This is a genomic window from Streptomyces sp. NPDC051172 (genome assembly GCF_040682555.1).
Classification (GTDB): Bacteria; Actinomycetota; Actinomycetes; order Streptomycetales; family Streptomycetaceae; genus Streptomyces.
The window spans coordinates 16,128-32,754 of the sequence record NZ_JBFBBE010000029.1; the positions used below are offsets into that span (position 1 = coordinate 16,128).

Below are 16,627 nucleotides of genomic sequence, written 5' to 3' on the forward strand. Positions count from 1 at the left end.
GAAGCTGGATAAAGTCGTAAGCGTGATCGAATTCGGACGGAACGTCCGGCTCTGGTTCGCCCCGGAACAGGTCCGGCGCGAGGGCGGAACGCCGGACTACCGCTTCTCGCTGGCGAACGAACGCACCTTCCTGGCCTGGCTGCGCACCGCCCTCGCCCTGATCGGCGGCGGCTTCGCCGTGGACCAGTTCCTGCCGGACCTGCGCTGGGCCTGGCGCGCGGGGCTGGCGCTCGCGCTGCTCGGCGCGGGCGTGCTGTGCTCGCTGCGCGCCGTCAACCACTGGATGCGCTGCGAACGAGCCATGCGCCGCGGCGAGGATCTGCCGGTCTCGCGGTTCCCGGCGCTGCTGAGCATCGTCGTCGCCGTCGTGGCCGTGGCGATGGTCGTCGTCGTACTCGTCGGGTGGGAGGGATGAACGCCGACGCGGGCCAGGAGCGCGACCCCGGCCTCCAGCCGGAGCGGACCCGGCTCGCCTGGCGGCGTACGACGCTGGCGAGCACCGTGGTCGCCGTCCTCGGCACGAAGACCGCGCTGCACGGCAGCCGCTCCGCGGCCGGGATCATCGCCTGCGCCCTGTGCTGCGTCCTCTGGCTGGGCTTCCTCTTCGTCGCCCACCGCCGCATAAGCGCCCTGGCGTCCTCCGACAGCCCCTCGGCCCTCGCCCCCCGGCACGCCACCGCGGCGGTCCTGTGCACGGTGGCCCTGGCGGCGTGCGGGGCGGCATTGGTCCTCTGACCAGGGCGTTCGCTACGGAGTCCGCTAACCGGCCGGTTCCACCTCCCACTCCACCGTCACCACGATCTTCCCGCGCGTCCGCCCCTCCTGGCTGAGCCGGTGCGCGTCCGCCGCGCGCTCCAGCGGGAACGTCTCCGACACATGCACGGACACCGCCCCTTCCTCCACCAGTTCGGTCAGCCGCAGCAGGTCCTCGGCGTCCGGGCGCACCCAGCAGTAGCGGCCGCCGTAGTCGACGACGTCGCCGTCGGCGATCGACGCGAGGCGCCCCTCGGGAGCCAGCAGATTGGCCGAAACCTTGAGGGTCTCGCCGCCTACGGTGTCGAACACGGCGTCCACGCCCTCGGGGACCAGCCCGCGCACCCGCTCGCCCAGTCCCTGGCCGTACTGCACGGGCTCACCGCCGAGCCCCCGGACGAACTCGTGGTTGCGCTCGCTCGCCGTACCGATCACTCGGGCGCCGAGATGCCGGGCGAGCTGCACGGCGATGGACCCGACGCCACCCGCCGCCGCGTGCACCAGGACGGTCTCGCCACGTTTGACCTGGAGCGCCTTGATGAGCACCTGGTAGGCGGTGAGCCCCGCCAGGGGCAGCCCGGCCGCCTCCTCGAAGGAGGGGTTGCGCGGTTTGCGGGCGAGGGTGCGCACGGGAGCGGCGACGTACTCGGCGAAGGTGCCGCGCGAGAGGAAGTCCTCCCGCACATACCCGATGACCTCGTCCCCGCTGGTGAACTCCGTGACGGACACACCCGGTTGCACCACGACACCGGAGACGTCCCAGCCGGGCACCACCGGGAAGACGGCGTCGAGCATTCCGTCGAGGTGGCCCTCGCGGCACTTCCAGTCGACGGGATTGACGGCGGCCGCGCGGACCTTGACGAGGACCGCGTCGGGGCCGATCTTGGGGTCGGGCAGCTCGCCGTACTCGAGCACCTCGGGTCCGCCGTACCGTGCGTAGCTGATGGCCTTCATGGGCTCGACCCTCCGGTGTACGCGGACGCCACGCAAGCCGAATGGTCCGATATGCGCCGTTCGCGTGGCACCCTGTCCGACGTCATCACCAGCACTCCCCGAAGGTGAGCCCCCATGACCGCCCTTCACCTCGAACACGCCTCCCACTCCCACGCCCACGGCCCCGGCTGCGGACACACGCAGGTGCCGCACGGGGATCACGTCGACTACGCGCACGACGGTCATCTGCACCGCGAGCACGGCGGCCACTGGGACGAGTGCGAGCCCGACGGGCACGCACCCCACGAGGACCACGAGCACCGGCACGGCGAGGGCTGCGGACACGAGAGCGTCCTGCACGGCGACCACGTCGACTATCTGCACGACGGCCATCGGCACGCCCCGCACGAAGGGCACTGGGACGACCACTGAAACCGGCCGCAACCGGTCGGCCGACAGCTCCTCGCGCTCCCGTGCCGGGAGCTGTCGGCATATCGTGGCTCAGATCACGTTCGCCGCACCCACTGGACGACATACCGACCGGTCGGCATCATGGTCGGGAACCGTTCTGACGCCCCTGAAGGAGCACCGATGAGCCCCGACCACCCGCCAGGTCTCGATCTCGACCGGCTGCGCGGCCTGCTCGACCAGGAGCGGCCCGGCCTGGTGCACGGCCCCCTGACCGGCCGGCTGATCGAGGGCGGACGGTCGAACCTCACGTACGCGGTCTCGGACGGCACCTCCAAGTGGGTCGTACGCCGGCCCCCGCTCGGCCATGTCCTGGCCACCGCGCACGACATGAAGCGCGAGCACCGGGTGATCAGCGCACTGCACCCGACGAACGTACCGGTGCCGCGCCCCGTACTCCTGTGCGAGAACCCCGAGAACGAGGCGGTGCTGGGGTCGCCGTTCTACGTCATGGAGTTCGTGGAGGGCACGCCGTACCGTACGGCCGACCAGCTCGCCCCGCTCGGTCCGGACCGCACCCGGGGCGCGGTGCTGTCCCTGGTGGACACGCTCGTCGAGCTGCACGCGGTGGACCCCGCCGAGGTGGGCCTCGCCGACTTCGGCCGCCCCGAGGGCTTCCTGGACCGCCAGCTGCGCCGCTGGGGCAAGCAGCTGGACGCCTCCCGCAACCGGGACCTGGCCGGCATCGACGAGCTGCACGCCTCGCTGGGCCGCCGGCTGCCCACCTCTCCCGCACCGGCCGTGGTCCACGGCGACTACCGGCTCGACAACGTCCTGATCGGTGAGGACGACCGCATCAAGGCGATCCTCGACTGGGAGATGTCCACACTCGGCGACCCGCTCACCGACCTGGGCCTGCTCGTGATGTACAGCATGCCCCTGGGCATGCCCGACTCCCCGGTCTCCACGACCGCCGAGGCCCCCGGCCATCCCTCCCCCGCCGAGCTGATCGAGCGATACGCGGCCCGCTCGGGACGGGACGTCTCCGCCGTCTCCTGGTACACGGCGTTCGCCTGGTTCAAGCTCGCCGTGATCCTCGAGGGCATCCACTACCGCTACACGCTGGGCCAGACGGTCGGCCGCGGCTTCGACCGCATCGGCGACCTGGTGCCCGTGTTCATCGAGCACGGCCTGACCACTCTTCAGGAAGGCTGACAGACCATGGACTTCGCGTTCGACGCGCGCACCGAGGAACTGCGCGCCAAGCTGCTCGCCTTCATGGACGAGTACGTCTACCCGGCCGAGGCGGTCGCCGAGGAGCAGCGGGCCACGCTCGCGTCCCCCTGGGACACGCCGACCGTGGTGGAGGAGCTCAAGGCGGAGGCGCGCAGGCAGGGTCTGTGGAACCTCTTCCTGCCGGACGCCGAGCACGGTGCCGGTCTGACCAACCTCCAGTACGCGCCGCTGGCCGAGATCACCGGCCGCAGCCCGCAGTTGGCACCGACCGCCACGAACTGCGCGGCGCCCGACACCGGCAACATGGAGGTGCTCGCGCAGTTCGGCGACGAGCAGCAGAAGAAGCAGTGGCTGGAGCCGTTGCTGGCGGGCGAGATCCGCTCGGCGTTCGCGATGACCGAGCCGGAGGTGGCCTCGTCCGACGCCACCAACATCACCACGCACATCGAGCGGGACGGCGACGAGTACGTCATCACGGGCCGCAAGTGGTACATCTCCGGGGCGATGAACCCGGACTGCAAGATCTTCATCGTGATGGGCAAGACGAACCCGGACGGCGCTGACATCCGCCGCCAGCAGTCCATGGTCCTGGTCCCCCGCGACACCCCGGGCGTCACCGTCAAGCGGGCGATGCAGGTCTTCGGCTACGAGGACCACTACCACGGCGGCCACGCCGAGGTGATCTTCGACCACGCGCGCGTGCCGGTGACCAACCTGATCGGCGAGGAGGGCGGCGGCTTCGCCATCGCCCAGGCCCGCCTCGGTCCGGGACGTATCCACCACTGCATGCGGCTGATCGGCATGGCGGAGCGGGCGATCGAGCTGATGTGCCGCCGGGCGGTGTCCCGTACGGCCTTCGGCAAGGCACTGGCCCAGCAGGGCGTGGTGCACAACTGGATCGCCGACGCGCGCGTGACCGTCGAGCAGCTGCGACTGCTGGTCCTGAAGACGGCCTGGCTGATGGACACGGTCGGCAACAGGGGCGCCCATGCGGAGATCCAGGCCATCAAGATCGCCACGCCCCGCGCGGTCGTCGACATCATCGACCGGGCGATCCAGCTGCACGGCGCGGGCGGAGTCAGCCAGGACTTCCCGCTGGCCGAGCTGTACGCCGGAGCCCGGACGCTGATGATCGCGGACGGCCCGGACGAGGTGCACCAGCGGTCGCTGGCGCGCCGGGAGCTGAAGAAGTACCTGTGACACCACGTGTGTAAGGGGCGGCCGCAACTGCGGCCGCCCCTTACACATGTTCGTTCTACGGGCTACGGGCGCAGCGCCCGCAGCAGCAGGTCGGCCAGATGGTCGGCGACCTCCTGCGGACTCATCGGGCCGTCCGGGCGGTACCACGTCGACAGGTGGTGCACGGAGCCGAAGTGGTAGTCCACCACCAGGTCGGCAGGCGTCGCCTTCGAGAAGACACCCGCCTGCTGCCCCTCCTCCACCAGCGCACGGAAACGCTCGTGGTAGCGCCGGCGCTCGGCACGCACCTGCTTGTTCTTCTCCGGGCTCAGGTGGTGCATGGAGCGGAAGAAGATCATCGCGTCGTCGAGGTTCTCGATCGTCGTGACGACGACATCGGCCGCCGCGCCTCTGAGGCGCTTCTCGATCGGCTCGTCGGCGTCCGCGAACGCGTCGAGGCGCTCCTGCTGGAGGCGCAGCACACGCGAGTACACCTCGTGCAGAAGGTCGTCCTTGGAGCCGAAGTAGTGGTACAGCGCTCCCTTGGTGACACCGGCCGCCTCGACGATCTCCTGCACCGAGGTGCGGTCGTAGCCCTGCTCGGCGAAGAGCCGGGTGGCGGCGGCCAGCAGCCGCTGCGGGACGGGAGTACCGTCACCGTCCGTCGTTCTGGGCACTGTGCCGCCACCTGCCTTCCAAGCTCTCTGCCTGCATCTGTTCGCTGTTATTCGCTGTCCTGCGGCCGGGAACGAAGCTCCCGACGGAGGATCTTCCCACTCGCCGTCTTCGGCAAGTCGGGCAGGATCTCCACCTGCCGCGGGTACTTGTAGGCGGCCAGTCTCTCCTTGCAGTACAACGCGAGTTCACCCGGGTCCGTGTCGGCGCCCGGACGAAGGCTGATGTACGCCTTGACGGTCTCCCCGCGATACCCGTCGGGCACCCCGACGACGGCCGCCTCACGGACCGCGGGATGCGTGTACAGGACGTCCTCGACCTCGCGCGGCCACACCTTGAAACCGGACGCGTTGATCATGTCCTTCTTGCGGTCGACGACGTACAGCCACCCCTGCTCGTCCATGAAACCGATGTCGCCGGTGCGCAGCTCACCGTCCGGGAAGGTCTCGGCGGTCGCCTCCGGCCGCCGCCAGTAGCCGGGCACGACCTGCGGCCCGCGGACGACGATCTCGCCCTGCTCGCCGAAGGGCACCTCCTTGCCCTGTTCGTCGACGATGCGTACGACGGTGTCGGGACCCGGCAGGCCCACGGCCAGCGTGCCGGAGGCCGGGTCGACGGGCGCCTCCAGGCCCGGCGGGACGGAGGCGCAGGGCGCGGTGCACTCGGTCAGCCCGTAGCCGTTGCGGATGTACGGCCCGAAGCCCGCCCGGAACTTCTCCACCAGGGCGGGCGGCACGGGCGCACCACCGCTGGAGATGTTCACGAACGACGAGAAGTGGTCCCGGGTGGCGTCCGGGTGGGCGCCCAGCGCCATGAAGGCGGTCGAGGGGCCGACCGTGTAGTGCGGCCGGTGCTCGGCGAACGCCTCCAGCACGACACCCGCCTCGAAACGGTACGTCAGCACGAGCGTGCCCGCGCTGTTGAGACAGGCGCCGAGCTGGCACACCATCCCGGTGATGTGGAACAGCGGCGCGAGAGCGTAGTACACGGGCGCGTCCGGCAGGGCGAGCCCCGTCCGCTGCCGCTCCGCGTTGTACATGATGTTGCCGTGCGTGTTGGTGGCGCCCTTGGGGGTGCCGCTGGTGCCCGAGGTGTAGCTGATCAGGGCGATGTCGGACGGCCTGAGCCGGCGACCCTCGGGCGCCTCGTACCCGGCGCGGGCCACGGTCGTCAGGTCGGCGGCGTCCGCGGCCTGCGGCATCCGCTCGAAGCCCAGCACCCGGGCGTCGCCACGCGTCTGGAAGTCCAGCTCGCAGGCGGTCAGCACGATCTGCACGGGCGAGCCCGCGGCCGTGTCCCGCAGATACGACTCCCAGGCCCGGTCGGAGCAGATCAGCGCCGTGACCTCGCCGTCCCGCAGGACGTGCCCGACCTCCCCCGACTTGTACATGGGGTTGACGGGCACGACGATCGCTCCCGCCTTCCAGGCACCGAGCAGCGCCAGCACGAAGAGCGGGGAGTTCTGCAGCAGGATCGCCACCCGGTCGCCGCGCTCCAGGCCACGGGCGGCCAGGTGCCCGGCGACCGAGTCGCTCAGCTCGTCGACCTCGCGGTGGCTCAGCCGCCCGTCGAAGTAGGCGAGGAAGGTGCGGTCCGGGGCCGCGGCGACGGACCGGCGCAGCGCGTGCACCAGGGAGTCGGCGGGCTCTATCGGGCCGCGCTGGGCCTCGTTCAGCAGGGCCACCCAGGGCCGGGCGGCGTAACGGGAGTCGGTCACCGTGCCTCCTCCCACTTCTGCTGGAGGTGGTTCATGTTCGTCAGCCAGCGGTCCGGATGGGTGGCCCTGGCCTGGTAGTACCCGGCGACCTCGGGGTGCGGCAGGATCAGGAACCGGTCCTCCTCGATCCCCTTGAACAGGGCGTCCGCGACATCCGCCGGCTCGATCGCGGTCGGCTGCAGCACCAGGTCACCCGCGGTTCCGGTGGCGGCCAGCATGTCGGTGCGCACCCCCTGCGGACAGATGGCATGCACCTTGAGACCCCGGTGCCGGTACGTGAGCGACAGCCACTCGGCGAAGGCGTACGCACCGTGCTTGGTGACGCTGTAGGAGGGCGCCCCGATCATGGTCAACAGTCCGGCGGCGGACACGGTGGAAACGAAACGACCGCCGCCCCGCTCCAGCCACTGGGGAAGCAGCTCATGGGCGGCCCGGACATGAGCCATCAGATTGACGTCCCAGGACACGGCCCAGGCCTTCTCGTCGAGCGGCTCCCCGGGCCCCGCGTCCTCGAAGGCGACACCGGCATTGGCGCAGTAGACGTCGATGGTCCCCCCGAGCGCGTCCCGGGCATCGGAGACGATCCCGGAGGCGTCACCGGGTACCGCGATACCGCCGATCTCGTCAGCGACCGCCTTGGCCCGCCCGCCATCCAGGTCGTTCACCACGACCCGGGCCCCTTCGGCGGCGAACCGCCGGGCCAGGGCAGCCCCGATCCCGCCTCCCGCTCCGGTGACGACCACTCCGGCATCCTGCACGGCTTCCACCATCGGTCTCCTTCGACTGCGGCTCTGCTGCGGGCCAGACTAACCGGTCGGTATGTAACAGGAAAGGGGCCACTGCAACGCCTTGAGGGGCGCGAGGCTGTGTCGATTTGCGGCTCCGCCGCGTGGGCGCGACAAACCCCCACGAACCCGCACCTTCCCCACAAGCTGCGGCAGCAATACCGTGCACCTCATGCGCCTATCCAGACGAGCCTTACTCGCAGCGACAACGGCAGCAACGTCCCTCTCCACAGCGCCGCAGGCCACCGCAGCCACCTCGCACAAAAAAATCCGCACCGGCTTCGAACGCCTCTCCGCCGAAGGCTACGCACTCCTCGACGGCCAACGAGTCGGAATCGTCACCAACCCCACGGGCGTGACCCGAGACGTCCACCACATGGTCGACGTCATGCACGCGGACACCCGGATGAACCTGGTCGCCGTCTTCGGCCCCGAACACGGCTTCCGCGGCACCGCCCAGGCAGGCGGCTCCGAGGGCCGCTACGACGACCCCGCCACCGGCCTCCCCGTCTACGACACGTACCTCAAGAGCGGCCGCGCCCTCGCCGACGTCTTCACGGCGTCCGGCGTCGACACCGTCGTCTTCGACATCCAGGACGTCGGCGCCCGCTTCTACACGTACATCTGGACCCTGTACGACTGCATGGAGGCCGCGCAGCTCGCAGGCAGACGCTTCGTCGTCCTCGACCGGCCGAACCCGGTGACGGGCCGCGCGGCCCAAGGCCCGGTGCTGCACAAGGAGTTCGCGACCTTCGTCGGACGGCAGCCGATCGCGCAGGCGCACGGCATGACGGTCGCCGAGCTGGCCCGGCTGTTCAACGAAGAGTTCCTGACCACCCCCGCAGCGCTGCAGACCGTACAGATGACGGGATGGAAACGCTCGGAGTTCTACGACGCCTGGTCGCTGCCCTGGGTGCCGCCGAGCCCCAACATGCCGACGCCCGACACGGCGCTCGTGTACTCGGGGACATGCATGTTCGAAGGCACCAACCTGTCGGAGGGCCGCGGCACCACCCGCCCCTTCGAACTGCTCGGCGCGGAGGGCATCGACGGGAAGTGGGCGGCCGAAGCGAACGAACTCGGCCTGCCCGGTGTCCACTTCAGAGAGGCGTACTTCGCGCCGACCTTCTCCAAGTTCCAGGGGAAGACCGTCGGCGGCGTACAGATCCATGTGCACGACCGGGCCGCGTACGACCCCGTCCGTACCGGGATCGCACTGCTGGTGACCGCCAAGAAGGTGTGGAGCGGCTTCGCCTGGCGCTCCGACAACTGGATCGACAGGCTCACGGGCTCCACGCACGTGCGTACGGCGATCGACGCGGGCGCGAGCACCGACGAGGTGGTGGCGGGCTGGCAGGAGGAACTCGCCGCGTTCCGGCGGATTCGAAAGGAATACCTCCTCTACAAGTGAGTCGGTATGTATGGCCATCCTCGGCCGGTAGCAGGACGATGCGCCCAGATCGCGCTGCTCCGGGGGACGAGGGGGCCTGTCATGGCACAGCCGGCAATGAGTGTGACTCCTTACTGGGAGCTGACCTTCGACGCGGACGGGGACGTCGACGGACGGGAGCGGGACCGGCTGCTCGCCGAGGTCACGAAAGGCGGAGTCCGTGACCTGATCGTCTTCGCACACGGCTGGAACAACGACCGCTCGGGGGCGACCGCCCTCTACAGCCGGTTCTTCGCGCCGATCCCGGAACTCGCGGCCCAGGCGAAGATCGGGTACGTGGGCGTGATCTGGCCGTCGATGCGGTTCTGCGACGAGCCGATCCCCGACTTCCCGAAGTCCGTGGTGGCCATGGAGGCGGAGGCGTCCCCGGCGCCCGCGCTCGACAAGGACACCCGGCACGCACTGCTGGAGACGTTCCCCGGGCGGGCCACCGTGATCGACCAGATCGCACGGATGCTGGACCAGCGGCCCGACAACGAACTGGAGGAGTTCGGACGGCTGGTCCGGCTGCTGGTGGAGCTCGTACCGGGCGGGCCGCAGCCGCTGTTCGCGGCGGACACCCTCGCGGAGGGTGTCCCGCAGAGCGAGCCGGTGCTGTTCACCGCGGACACGGCGACGCTCTGCGACGAGTTCGCGCAGGCGCTGGCGGCCGTCCGGTCCGGTGCCGACCCGGAGGGCTTCTCGTTGCCGAACCCCTGGGACGGGGCGAAGGAACTGCTGCGGCAGGCGACGTACTACGCGATGAAGCGGCGCGCGGGCACGGTCGGCGAGCGCGGCCTCGGCCCTCTGGTCGGGCAGCTCGCCGCCTCCGCTCCCGCCGTGCGCGTGCACCTCGTGGGGCACAGCTTCGGCGGCCGGCTGGTGTCGTTCGCGTTGCGCGGGCTGCCCGAGGGCGTGCACACGGTGAAGTCGGTGACGCTGCTCCAAGGGGCGTTCTCGCACTACGCGTTCGCGGCAAGGCTGCCGTACGACGCGCATGCGGGGGGTGTGCTGCAGGGCCAGCAGAACCGTGTCGACGGCCCTGTGGTGTGCTGCTACTCCCAGTTCGATACGGCGCTCGGCGCGATCTACCCGCTGGCCTCGCGCATGGCGGACGACGCTCAGGGCGTCGTCGAGGGGGCCACCGAGGGCTTCGGCATCGGGGAGCTGCTGGGCGTCAAGTGGGGCGCGATGGGGCACGACGGTGTGCAGGCGGTGCCGGGCACGCGCGCGTACACGCTCGCGGACGCCCTCACGAGCAGCCTGCCGGCCTCGGGTTGCGTCAACATCGACGCGGCGTCCGTGGTGAAGAACGGCGGGCCGCCCGCCGGTGCACACAGCGACATCGTGCACCGGGAGCTGGCCCAGGTGGTGCTGGCGGCGGGCCGCATCCGCTGACCCGCCGCCGCTGGTCCGTCACCGGTGCGAGGTGTACTCCACCACCTGCTGGAAGGTGGGCCGGTTCTGCCAGCTGATGTTGTAGTGCTTGATGCCGCCGAGCGTCCGCTGGACGATCGAGTCGGCGCACCACTGATCGCCCGCCGAGCACAGGGAGTCGCCTGGGTAGACGGTGGACGCGGACATGCCGGCCGCCGTCTTCAGGGTGCTGATCAGGATGTCCCGGCAGGAGCTGAGGCTGCCGCCGCCGCAGTACTCCTCCGCCAGCGGCCCCTGCACCGACTCACCGAGCACCACCCGGATGTCCTTGTCGACGTAGCTCCACCAGCCGTACTGGAAGGAGCTGCCGGCGTGCGAGCCGGTCGGCCCGTGTGCGGCCGACGGTGACTCGTCGACGGGCAGGTTGTTGGTGAAGGCGGTGTACAGATCGCTGCCGAGGCCCGGTTGGAACTCGGCCTTCACCAGCAGCGGCCACCAGGCGTCCAGGATGCGGATCGCGTCGGCGTCGGCGTACTTCTTCGAACCGGCCGACGTCTCGGTCCGCTTGGCGCCCGCGGTCACCCACGCCTGCAGCTTGCTCACGGCGTCCGCGGCCGTGGAGTCGGTCACCGTGCTGCTGTTGATGACCTTGAGCAGCTTCGGCAGCACGTCCTCGGCCCGCAGGTCCTCCAGTGCCGCGTCCGCCATGGCCTGCACCAGCTTGGTACGGGTCACCCCGCCGGCCGCGACCAGCTTCTTCACCCGGTCCTCCAGCAGGTTGCCGCGGTGCACGGACCCGTCGCCCCAGGGCGCCGTCGTGTAGTCCTTGGCCTGCTTGTTGTTCCAGGAGATGTAGTAGTCCTGGTCGATGGAGTTGGGGTGCGCCGAGGCCGGCGTGTAGTCGGCGGTGTTGGTCGTCGGGTCCCAGTTCTTCCACTCGTACGCCGCCTGCCCCCACACCGGGAACTCGGCGTCGACGCCGCTCGCCCGCACCGGGTTGTTGCCGCTGTTGTAGTACGCGGTGTGCTGGGAGTCGGCGTAGAACCAGTTGAAGGTGTAGTTGATGTGCTGCGCCGCGCTCTGGAAGTCCTGCGGGCCCTTGACGTAGTCGGGGTCGTTCAGCATCTGGAAGCCGATGATCGAGTCGGCCTCGTGCATGTAGGACGAGCGCAGGGTGGTGTAGGCGACCTTCTTGCCGCCGACGGTCGCCCGGTACTCCACCGGCCCGTACTTCGTCTTCCAGACTCTCATCGTGTACGACCCCGCCGCCGTGCCGTCGGCCGTGGTCGGCTTCCAGGAGTTGGTCTGCTCGACCTTGTCCATGGCCGTGCAGGTGCCGTGGTAGAGGTAGTGGTAGTCGTCCTGGCAGAGCTCGACGGCGTAGGTGTCGATGATGTCCTGGCCGGAGGTGGTCGCGCTCCAGGAGTAGTCCTGGCCGCGGCCGAGCTCGACGTACATGCTCAGGCCCGCGAAGGAGGCGCCGCGGGCGCTGAGGCCCGGGCCCTGGATCTCCTGGAGCATGAGCAGCTGGGGCGCGAAGTAGCCGGTCTGCGGGCCGAAGACGGCGATCGGGTGCCCGCTGGCGGTGTACTTGCCGCTCACCACCAGGGCGTTGGACATGCCGCGCCTGGCCGAGCTGAGAGCGGTCGCCGTCGCCGTCCTGGAGGCGGCGGTGGCGCTCTGGCTCGCCCCGGTGCCGGTGGCGTCGTAGACCAGCGGCTCGGTCGTCACCGAGCCTGCGTCGGGCAGCGCCTCGCCCTGGGCGGTGTCGGGCTTGGTGGCGTACGGGAAGCTCTCGCCGTTGTGGACGGTGAGCACGGCCTCGGGGTCGTTGCGCTCACGGAAGGACTCCCAGACCTTGGTGCCCTCCGTCACACCGTACTTGGACTGGGCGGCCAGCAGGGAGATCGCGTTGTTGACCTCGCCACCGCCGCCGGCGCCGAACAGCGAACCGATCACGGAACCCAGCGCCACCAGGTCGGTGATCTTGAAGTGGTCGATGGTGCCGGCGTTGGTGATCGAGTCCTTGTGACCGGTCAGGACGTACTCGCCGGGGAAGTAACGGCCGCTGTCGGAGGCGTCGATGTAGGCGTTGATGCCGGCCAGGTAGGCGTTGGCGTCGGCGAGGGCCTGCTGGCCGCGGGCGCCGTTGGTCGCGACGGCGTTGTCGATCTGGGCCTGCAGGTCGGCCTCGCTGTAGGGGGCGTTGCGGTAGAACTCCTGCTCCAGGCCCTGGTTGGAGGGCGCGCCGCCCGCGAACGAGGTGAGCTGGCCGCGTCCCACGTGCCGGAAGACGTCCATGAGCCACAGCCGGTCCTCAGCCGCGGCATACCCGGCGCCGAACTCCGTGCCGTATCTGGTGGTACCGGTGATGTGCGGAATGCCCGCCTTCTTGTCGCGGACGATCGTCACGTCGCTGCGGCCCGCGGGCTTCTCGGTGGAGGCGACCTGATCCGAGGAGACCCCGAACGACGAGTCGTTGAAGAACGTGTTGATCGTCGAGTCGGTGAGCGAGGAGTACCCCTTCGCCAGGTTGGCGTACGGGCCGAGCTGGTCCTCCGCGTGGTCGGGCTGGGTGCCGAACGCCTGGTTGAGGAGGACCTGCGCGAGGGTCGCGTTGCCGTTCTCACCCGGCGGCAGGATGTCGGAACACTGGCCGCCGCAGTAGTCGTTCGAGGTCGCGGCGGCTGCCGTCGCTTGGGTGAGCGGGGACAAAAGACCAGCAATCAGGACGCATATGGATGCGGTCTTCAGGAACCCGGCGAGTCTGCCGGGAGTTCTCAGTCTGACTGGGGCGCTACGAGAGGTACGCCAGGGCATGGCAGCTCCTACCGACGGGGGTGAGCCGGGACGTTACCGCCGGTATCCCCGGGAGTGAAGATGAACATGCGTCAAGTTTTGGAGTGGGCGGGACGGCTTATGGAGGGCATCGGAAATCGGATGGAGCCGAATCGCTTGTCGATACGTCTATTCGGCGACGTCCGTACGACGACGCCGAAGTGACCGAAGTACAGGTGCAGGTGTGACGGAGGTGCAGGGCGATGGCCGGTTTCCGGAGTCTGGCGAGACAGGTCCGCGACCCGCGGTGCGATCTGGCACTGCGGCGCTACTCACTGCGCAAGTGCCTTGAGAGGTTTGCTCCTTACGGGCACAGGGCGACCTGGGACCATTTGTGCTCCCGGGCAGGGTTCGGTCCCGAGGACCGCTCTCCCGACCCGGCGCGGCTCGTGGCCGCACTGGAGGAGCTGGAAGAGGCGCGTTCGGTATGGCTGGCCTATGAGGTCGAGTTCGCCGAGCGGCGCAAGAAGGAGAAGCACGACGGGCTGCGCCGGCCGGGCACGGTGGACGACTGGCACCGGCTGACCTGGGGCGGTTTCGGTGTCGCCTGGTGCGACGACCCACGGGTGCACCCGCGCGAACCGCTTGCGGAGGTGCTGCGCCGGCTGATCTCCGGCCTGGAGCGCGAGCCGGGCTCCGGTTGCCCGGTGTGCGGCGCGGAGCGCCTGATCTGGAAGTACGACCTGGACCACGAACCCTCTACGGGTCCGGTCTGCACTCACTGTGGAATTCTCGTGCCACGGCCCGTGCTCAGTCCCGAGGCCCTGGCGGACGCAAGGCGCGGAAGGCTGCTGGTGTCGGCCTAGTACGGCGGGGGTGCGCCGGGGATGCCGCACCCCCTGTATGTCCCTCTTTGTCGGCTTGTCCTCGTTGTCAGTGGTGGCTGGCACCATCGAGACATGATGCAGGTGTGTCTCAACGGGCCCCGCGGGTCCGCCGACGGTGCGATGGTGCCGCTGACTCCGGAAGCGATGGCCGAGTCCGCGGCGCAAGCCGTCGCGGCCGGGGCCACGGACGTCCACGTCCATCCCAAGGCACCCTGCGGGCGCGACTCGCTGTCGCCCCGCGTGATCGTCCCGGCGCTCGAGGCGATACGGGCGCGCGTGTCGGTCCCGGTCGGTGTCACCACGGGCGCCTGGGCGGAACGGGATCCTGCGGTACGGCTGGAGCGCGTCAGAAGCTGGGCCACGCTCTCCGAACTCCCCGACCACGCCTCGGTCAACTGGCATGAGGAGGGAGCCGAGGACATCGCCAGTACCCTGCTCGACCTGGGCGTGGAGGTCGAGGCCGGCATCTGGTCCGGGACGGACGCGGCGATACGGTTCGCGGCCTCACCCCTGGCCCCGAGAGTGCTCCGCGTACTCGCCGAGGTGACGGACGCCTCGCCGGACACGGCGGAGGAGTCCGCGCGTGCGCTGCTCACCGACCTGGGCCCGGCACCCGGCCGCCCCGTGCTGCTGCACGGCGAGGACGGCGGCGCCTGGCCCGTGCTGCGGCTGGCGGGCCGGCTCGGGCTCGCGACCCGGGTAGGGCTGGAGGACACCTTGTTCCTGCCGGACGGGGAACCGGCCCTGTCCAACGCTCAGTTGGTCGCCGAAGCGCTGGCCCAGTACGGGTGCGCCCAGCGCTCGTCGTAGGGCAGGGCGAGGAGCTCGGCACGGATCGCCAGGTCGCGCTCGCCCTGGGCACGGAGGCGGGTGGCGCCGGGACCGACCAGTCGGCTGCGCAGCTCGGCGAGGTCGGCGTCCTCGCTGTCGTCCTGCCACCAGCGGCGTCCTGCCATCAGGCGTGCAGGAACGCCTCGATCGCGGCGGCCATCGAGCGTGCGGCCTGCGGCAGCAGGCGGCGCATGGCGTTCGCATGGCCATGGACGGGGCCCCCTCAGGGGGAGGCGTCAAGTACTGCCGAGGACCTGGGAGTTGATTCCGTCAGGACTCCGTGCGCGACGTCTCCGCCGCCCGAAGATCGCGACGCTACCAGCCACTAATCCACTCGCTCCACCCGTTTCCCGTCCGGACAGTTGGGAGGCGATGAAACCGAGCTGAGCGACCCCAGGAAACCGAGGAGTCCCATGTCGACGCTGCGCGTCACCGCCGAAGTGCTGACCGTCCACGAGCATCCGAACGCCGATGCGCTCGAACTGGCCCAGGTGGGCCTGTACCGGGCCGTCGTCGCCAAGGGCGCCTACCGCACCGGCGACGCCGCCCTGTACATCCCCGAGCAGTCCGTCCTGCCCAGCGGGCTGATCGAGGAGCTGGGGCTGACCGGACGGCTGGCGGGGAGCAACTCGGACCGGGTCAAGGCGGTACGGCTGCGCGGTGAGCTGTCGCAGGGCATCGTGTGCCGGCCGAAGGCGCTGGCCGATGTCGACCTGGCTCGGGCGGCGCTGGACGGGACGGACTTCGCTCAGCGGCTCGGCATCACCAAGTGGGTGCCGCCGATCCCGCCCACGATGGACGGCGACGTGGAGTCCGCGCCCGAACTGCTGCCCTGGGTCGACATCGAGAACATCCAGCGGTTTCCGGACATCTTCACACCGGGCGAGGCTGTGGTCCTGACCGAGAAGCTGCACGGCTCGGCCTGCCTGCTGACCTACCTCGCCGACGAGGACCGCGTGCACGTCTCCTCCAAGGGCTTCGGCGCCAAGTCCCTCGCACTGAAGGAGGATCCGCGCAATCTGTACTGGCGTGCCGTGCACGGCCACGGCGTCGCCGAGGTCGCCGCCCGGCTCGCCGAGCGGCTGGGGGCGCGCCGGGTCGGGATCTTCGGTGAGGTGTACGGAGCGGGGGTCCAGGACCTGACGTACGGCGCGGACGGGCGGCGCGAGAGCCTGGGGTACGCCGTGTTCGACGTCTCCGCGGAGATCGACGGGACGGTGCGGTGGCTGGACGCGGCCGAACTGCTGGCCGAGGAGCTGCCGTTGGTGCCGCGGCTGTACGAGGGGGCGTACGACATCGAGCGGGTGCTGGAGGCTGCCGGCGGGCGGGAGACCGTGTCGGGGCGGGGGCTGCATCTGCGGGAGGGTGTGGTGATCCGGCCTGCGGTGGAGCGGTACAGCGCCGTGACCGGGGGCAGGGCGATCGCGAAGGCCGTGAGCCCGGCGTATCTGACGCGGAAAGGTGGGACCGAGTACGAGTGAGCGTGGCCGGCGCGGGCGAGGAGTTCGCTTGCCCGCGCCGGCGGGGTGCCGCTTTCCTTGGGTCGGGGGGGGGGCCGGGGGGGGCGCGCGCCCGCCCCCCACGGGCGGGGCGGAGCGCCCGTCCCCCCCCCCGACACACACAACCCCGACCCCCCCCC

Annotated in this window: 16 protein-coding genes; 10 read left to right on the plus strand and 6 right to left on the minus strand. The window is 70.2% G+C overall.

The features are described 5' to 3' along the window. Positions 1 to 22: 22 nt before the first annotated feature. On the plus strand, positions 23 to 415 hold the full coding sequence (locus tag AB0N07_RS19395) for a DUF202 domain-containing protein (RefSeq protein ID WP_365836512.1): 393 nt from the start codon (positions 23 to 25) through the stop codon (positions 413 to 415). Then, positions 412 to 735 carry a DUF202 domain-containing protein gene (locus AB0N07_RS19400; RefSeq protein WP_365836514.1) on the plus strand — a complete coding sequence of 108 codons (324 nt, stop codon included), beginning with the start codon at positions 412 to 414 and terminating at the stop codon, positions 733 to 735. Before AB0N07_RS19395 ends, AB0N07_RS19400 begins: the two co-directional genes overlap by 4 nt. Before the next feature lie 24 nt (positions 736 to 759). Here the strand turns inward: AB0N07_RS19400 and AB0N07_RS19405 are convergent, their stop codons facing one another. Further along, a complete protein-coding gene (locus AB0N07_RS19405) occupies positions 760 to 1,707 on the minus strand; it encodes an NADP-dependent oxidoreductase (RefSeq protein WP_365836516.1) in 948 nt (315 codons plus the stop codon). Positions 1,708 to 1,821: 114 nt separating this feature from the next. On the opposite strand from AB0N07_RS19405, the gene AB0N07_RS19410 reads away from it, so the two are divergent. The 3 genes from AB0N07_RS19410 (at position 1,822) to AB0N07_RS19420 (ending at position 4,530) form a co-directional block, all read left to right on the plus strand. Continuing rightward, entirely contained in the window at positions 1,822 to 2,118 is a 297-nt protein-coding gene (locus AB0N07_RS19410) for a hypothetical protein (RefSeq protein WP_365836518.1), read from the plus strand. Positions 2,119 to 2,277: 159 nt separating this feature from the next. After that, entirely contained in the window at positions 2,278 to 3,309 is a 1,032-nt protein-coding gene (locus AB0N07_RS19415; protein ID WP_365836520.1) for a phosphotransferase family protein, read from the plus strand. Positions 3,310 to 3,315: 6 nt separating this feature from the next. Continuing rightward, on the plus strand, positions 3,316 to 4,530 hold the full coding sequence (locus tag AB0N07_RS19420; RefSeq protein WP_365836522.1) for an acyl-CoA dehydrogenase: 1,215 nt from the start codon (positions 3,316 to 3,318) through the stop codon (positions 4,528 to 4,530). A 62-nt stretch (positions 4,531 to 4,592) separates the two neighbouring features. On the opposite strand, the gene AB0N07_RS19425 is transcribed toward AB0N07_RS19420, so the two are convergent. From AB0N07_RS19425 to AB0N07_RS19435, 3 genes are read right to left on the minus strand one after another with little or no spacing between them, the layout of a single operon-like run. Then, on the minus strand, positions 4,593 to 5,186 hold the full coding sequence (locus AB0N07_RS19425) for a TetR/AcrR family transcriptional regulator (RefSeq protein ID WP_351465873.1): 594 nt from the start codon (positions 5,184 to 5,186) through the stop codon (positions 4,593 to 4,595). A gap of 47 nt (positions 5,187 to 5,233) precedes the next feature. Further along, a complete protein-coding gene (locus AB0N07_RS19430) occupies positions 5,234 to 6,901 on the minus strand; it encodes an AMP-binding protein (protein WP_365836524.1) in 1,668 nt (555 codons plus the stop codon). Beyond that, positions 6,898 to 7,671, minus strand: coding sequence for an SDR family oxidoreductase (locus AB0N07_RS19435; protein WP_365836526.1), 774 nt, complete (start codon positions 7,669 to 7,671; stop codon positions 6,898 to 6,900). The genes AB0N07_RS19430 and AB0N07_RS19435 overlap by 4 nt, the downstream gene beginning before the upstream one ends. Positions 7,672 to 7,858: 187 nt before the next feature. Here AB0N07_RS19435 and AB0N07_RS19440 point away from each other — a divergent pair, with 187 nt between their 5' ends. Beyond that, complete coding sequence (locus tag AB0N07_RS19440; protein WP_365836528.1) at positions 7,859 to 9,097, plus strand: DUF1343 domain-containing protein; 1,239 nt, start codon at positions 7,859 to 7,861, stop codon at positions 9,095 to 9,097. An 81-nt stretch (positions 9,098 to 9,178) separates the two neighbouring features. Beyond that, the gene (locus AB0N07_RS19445) at positions 9,179 to 10,513 is read left to right on the plus strand and encodes a serine-threonine protein kinase (protein ID WP_365836530.1); all 1,335 of its coding nucleotides are present in this window, start codon (positions 9,179 to 9,181) and stop codon (positions 10,511 to 10,513) included. A gap of 18 nt (positions 10,514 to 10,531) precedes the next feature. On the opposite strand, the gene AB0N07_RS19450 is transcribed toward AB0N07_RS19445, so the two are convergent. Further along, positions 10,532 to 13,312 carry a penicillin acylase family protein gene (locus AB0N07_RS19450; protein ID WP_365836532.1) on the minus strand — a complete coding sequence of 927 codons (2,781 nt, stop codon included), beginning with the start codon at positions 13,310 to 13,312 and terminating at the stop codon, positions 10,532 to 10,534. Positions 13,313 to 13,533: 221 nt separating this feature from the next. Between AB0N07_RS19450 and AB0N07_RS19455 the strand changes: the two genes are divergently transcribed. Continuing rightward, positions 13,534 to 14,136 carry a hypothetical protein gene (locus AB0N07_RS19455; protein WP_365836534.1) on the plus strand — a complete coding sequence of 201 codons (603 nt, stop codon included), beginning with the start codon at positions 13,534 to 13,536 and terminating at the stop codon, positions 14,134 to 14,136. 93 nt (positions 14,137 to 14,229) lie between these two features. Continuing rightward, positions 14,230 to 14,967 (plus strand): 3-keto-5-aminohexanoate cleavage protein, encoded by a 738-nt coding sequence (locus AB0N07_RS19460; RefSeq protein WP_365836536.1) that lies wholly within the window; start codon positions 14,230 to 14,232, stop codon positions 14,965 to 14,967. On the opposite strand, the gene AB0N07_RS19465 is transcribed toward AB0N07_RS19460, so the two are convergent. After that, positions 14,913 to 15,113, minus strand: coding sequence for a hypothetical protein (locus AB0N07_RS19465; protein WP_365836539.1), 201 nt, complete (start codon positions 15,111 to 15,113; stop codon positions 14,913 to 14,915). The two genes, AB0N07_RS19460 and AB0N07_RS19465, sit on opposite strands and share 55 nt — an antisense overlap. Positions 15,114 to 15,401: 288 nt before the next feature. On the opposite strand from AB0N07_RS19465, the gene AB0N07_RS19470 reads away from it, so the two are divergent. After that, a complete protein-coding gene (locus AB0N07_RS19470) occupies positions 15,402 to 16,469 on the plus strand; it encodes an RNA ligase (ATP) (protein ID WP_365836541.1) in 1,068 nt (355 codons plus the stop codon). The last annotated feature ends 158 nt before the right edge of the window (positions 16,470 to 16,627 follow it).

Coding starts and splice junctions, on each gene's coding strand:
- AB0N07_RS19400 (WP_365836514.1), top strand. CDS start 412: ATGAACGCCGACGCGGGCCAGGAGCGCGACCCCGGCCTCCAGCCGGAG.
- AB0N07_RS19405 (WP_365836516.1), bottom strand. CDS start 1,707: ATGAAGGCCATCAGCTACGCACGGTACGGCGGACCCGAGGTGCTCGAG.
- AB0N07_RS19410 (WP_365836518.1), top strand. CDS start 1,822: ATGACCGCCCTTCACCTCGAACACGCCTCCCACTCCCACGCCCACGGC.
- AB0N07_RS19415 (WP_365836520.1), top strand. CDS start 2,278: ATGAGCCCCGACCACCCGCCAGGTCTCGATCTCGACCGGCTGCGCGGC.
- AB0N07_RS19420 (WP_365836522.1), top strand. CDS start 3,316: ATGGACTTCGCGTTCGACGCGCGCACCGAGGAACTGCGCGCCAAGCTG.
- AB0N07_RS19435 (WP_365836526.1), bottom strand. CDS start 7,671: ATGGTGGAAGCCGTGCAGGATGCCGGAGTGGTCGTCACCGGAGCGGGA.
- AB0N07_RS19440 (WP_365836528.1), top strand. CDS start 7,859: ATGCGCCTATCCAGACGAGCCTTACTCGCAGCGACAACGGCAGCAACG.
- AB0N07_RS19445 (WP_365836530.1), top strand. CDS start 9,179: ATGGCACAGCCGGCAATGAGTGTGACTCCTTACTGGGAGCTGACCTTC.
- AB0N07_RS19450 (WP_365836532.1), bottom strand. CDS start 13,312: ATGCCCTGGCGTACCTCTCGTAGCGCCCCAGTCAGACTGAGAACTCCC.
- AB0N07_RS19455 (WP_365836534.1), top strand. CDS start 13,534: ATGGCCGGTTTCCGGAGTCTGGCGAGACAGGTCCGCGACCCGCGGTGC.
- AB0N07_RS19460 (WP_365836536.1), top strand. CDS start 14,230: ATGATGCAGGTGTGTCTCAACGGGCCCCGCGGGTCCGCCGACGGTGCG.
- AB0N07_RS19465 (WP_365836539.1), bottom strand. CDS start 15,113: ATGGCAGGACGCCGCTGGTGGCAGGACGACAGCGAGGACGCCGACCTC.
- AB0N07_RS19470 (WP_365836541.1), top strand. CDS start 15,402: ATGTCGACGCTGCGCGTCACCGCCGAAGTGCTGACCGTCCACGAGCAT.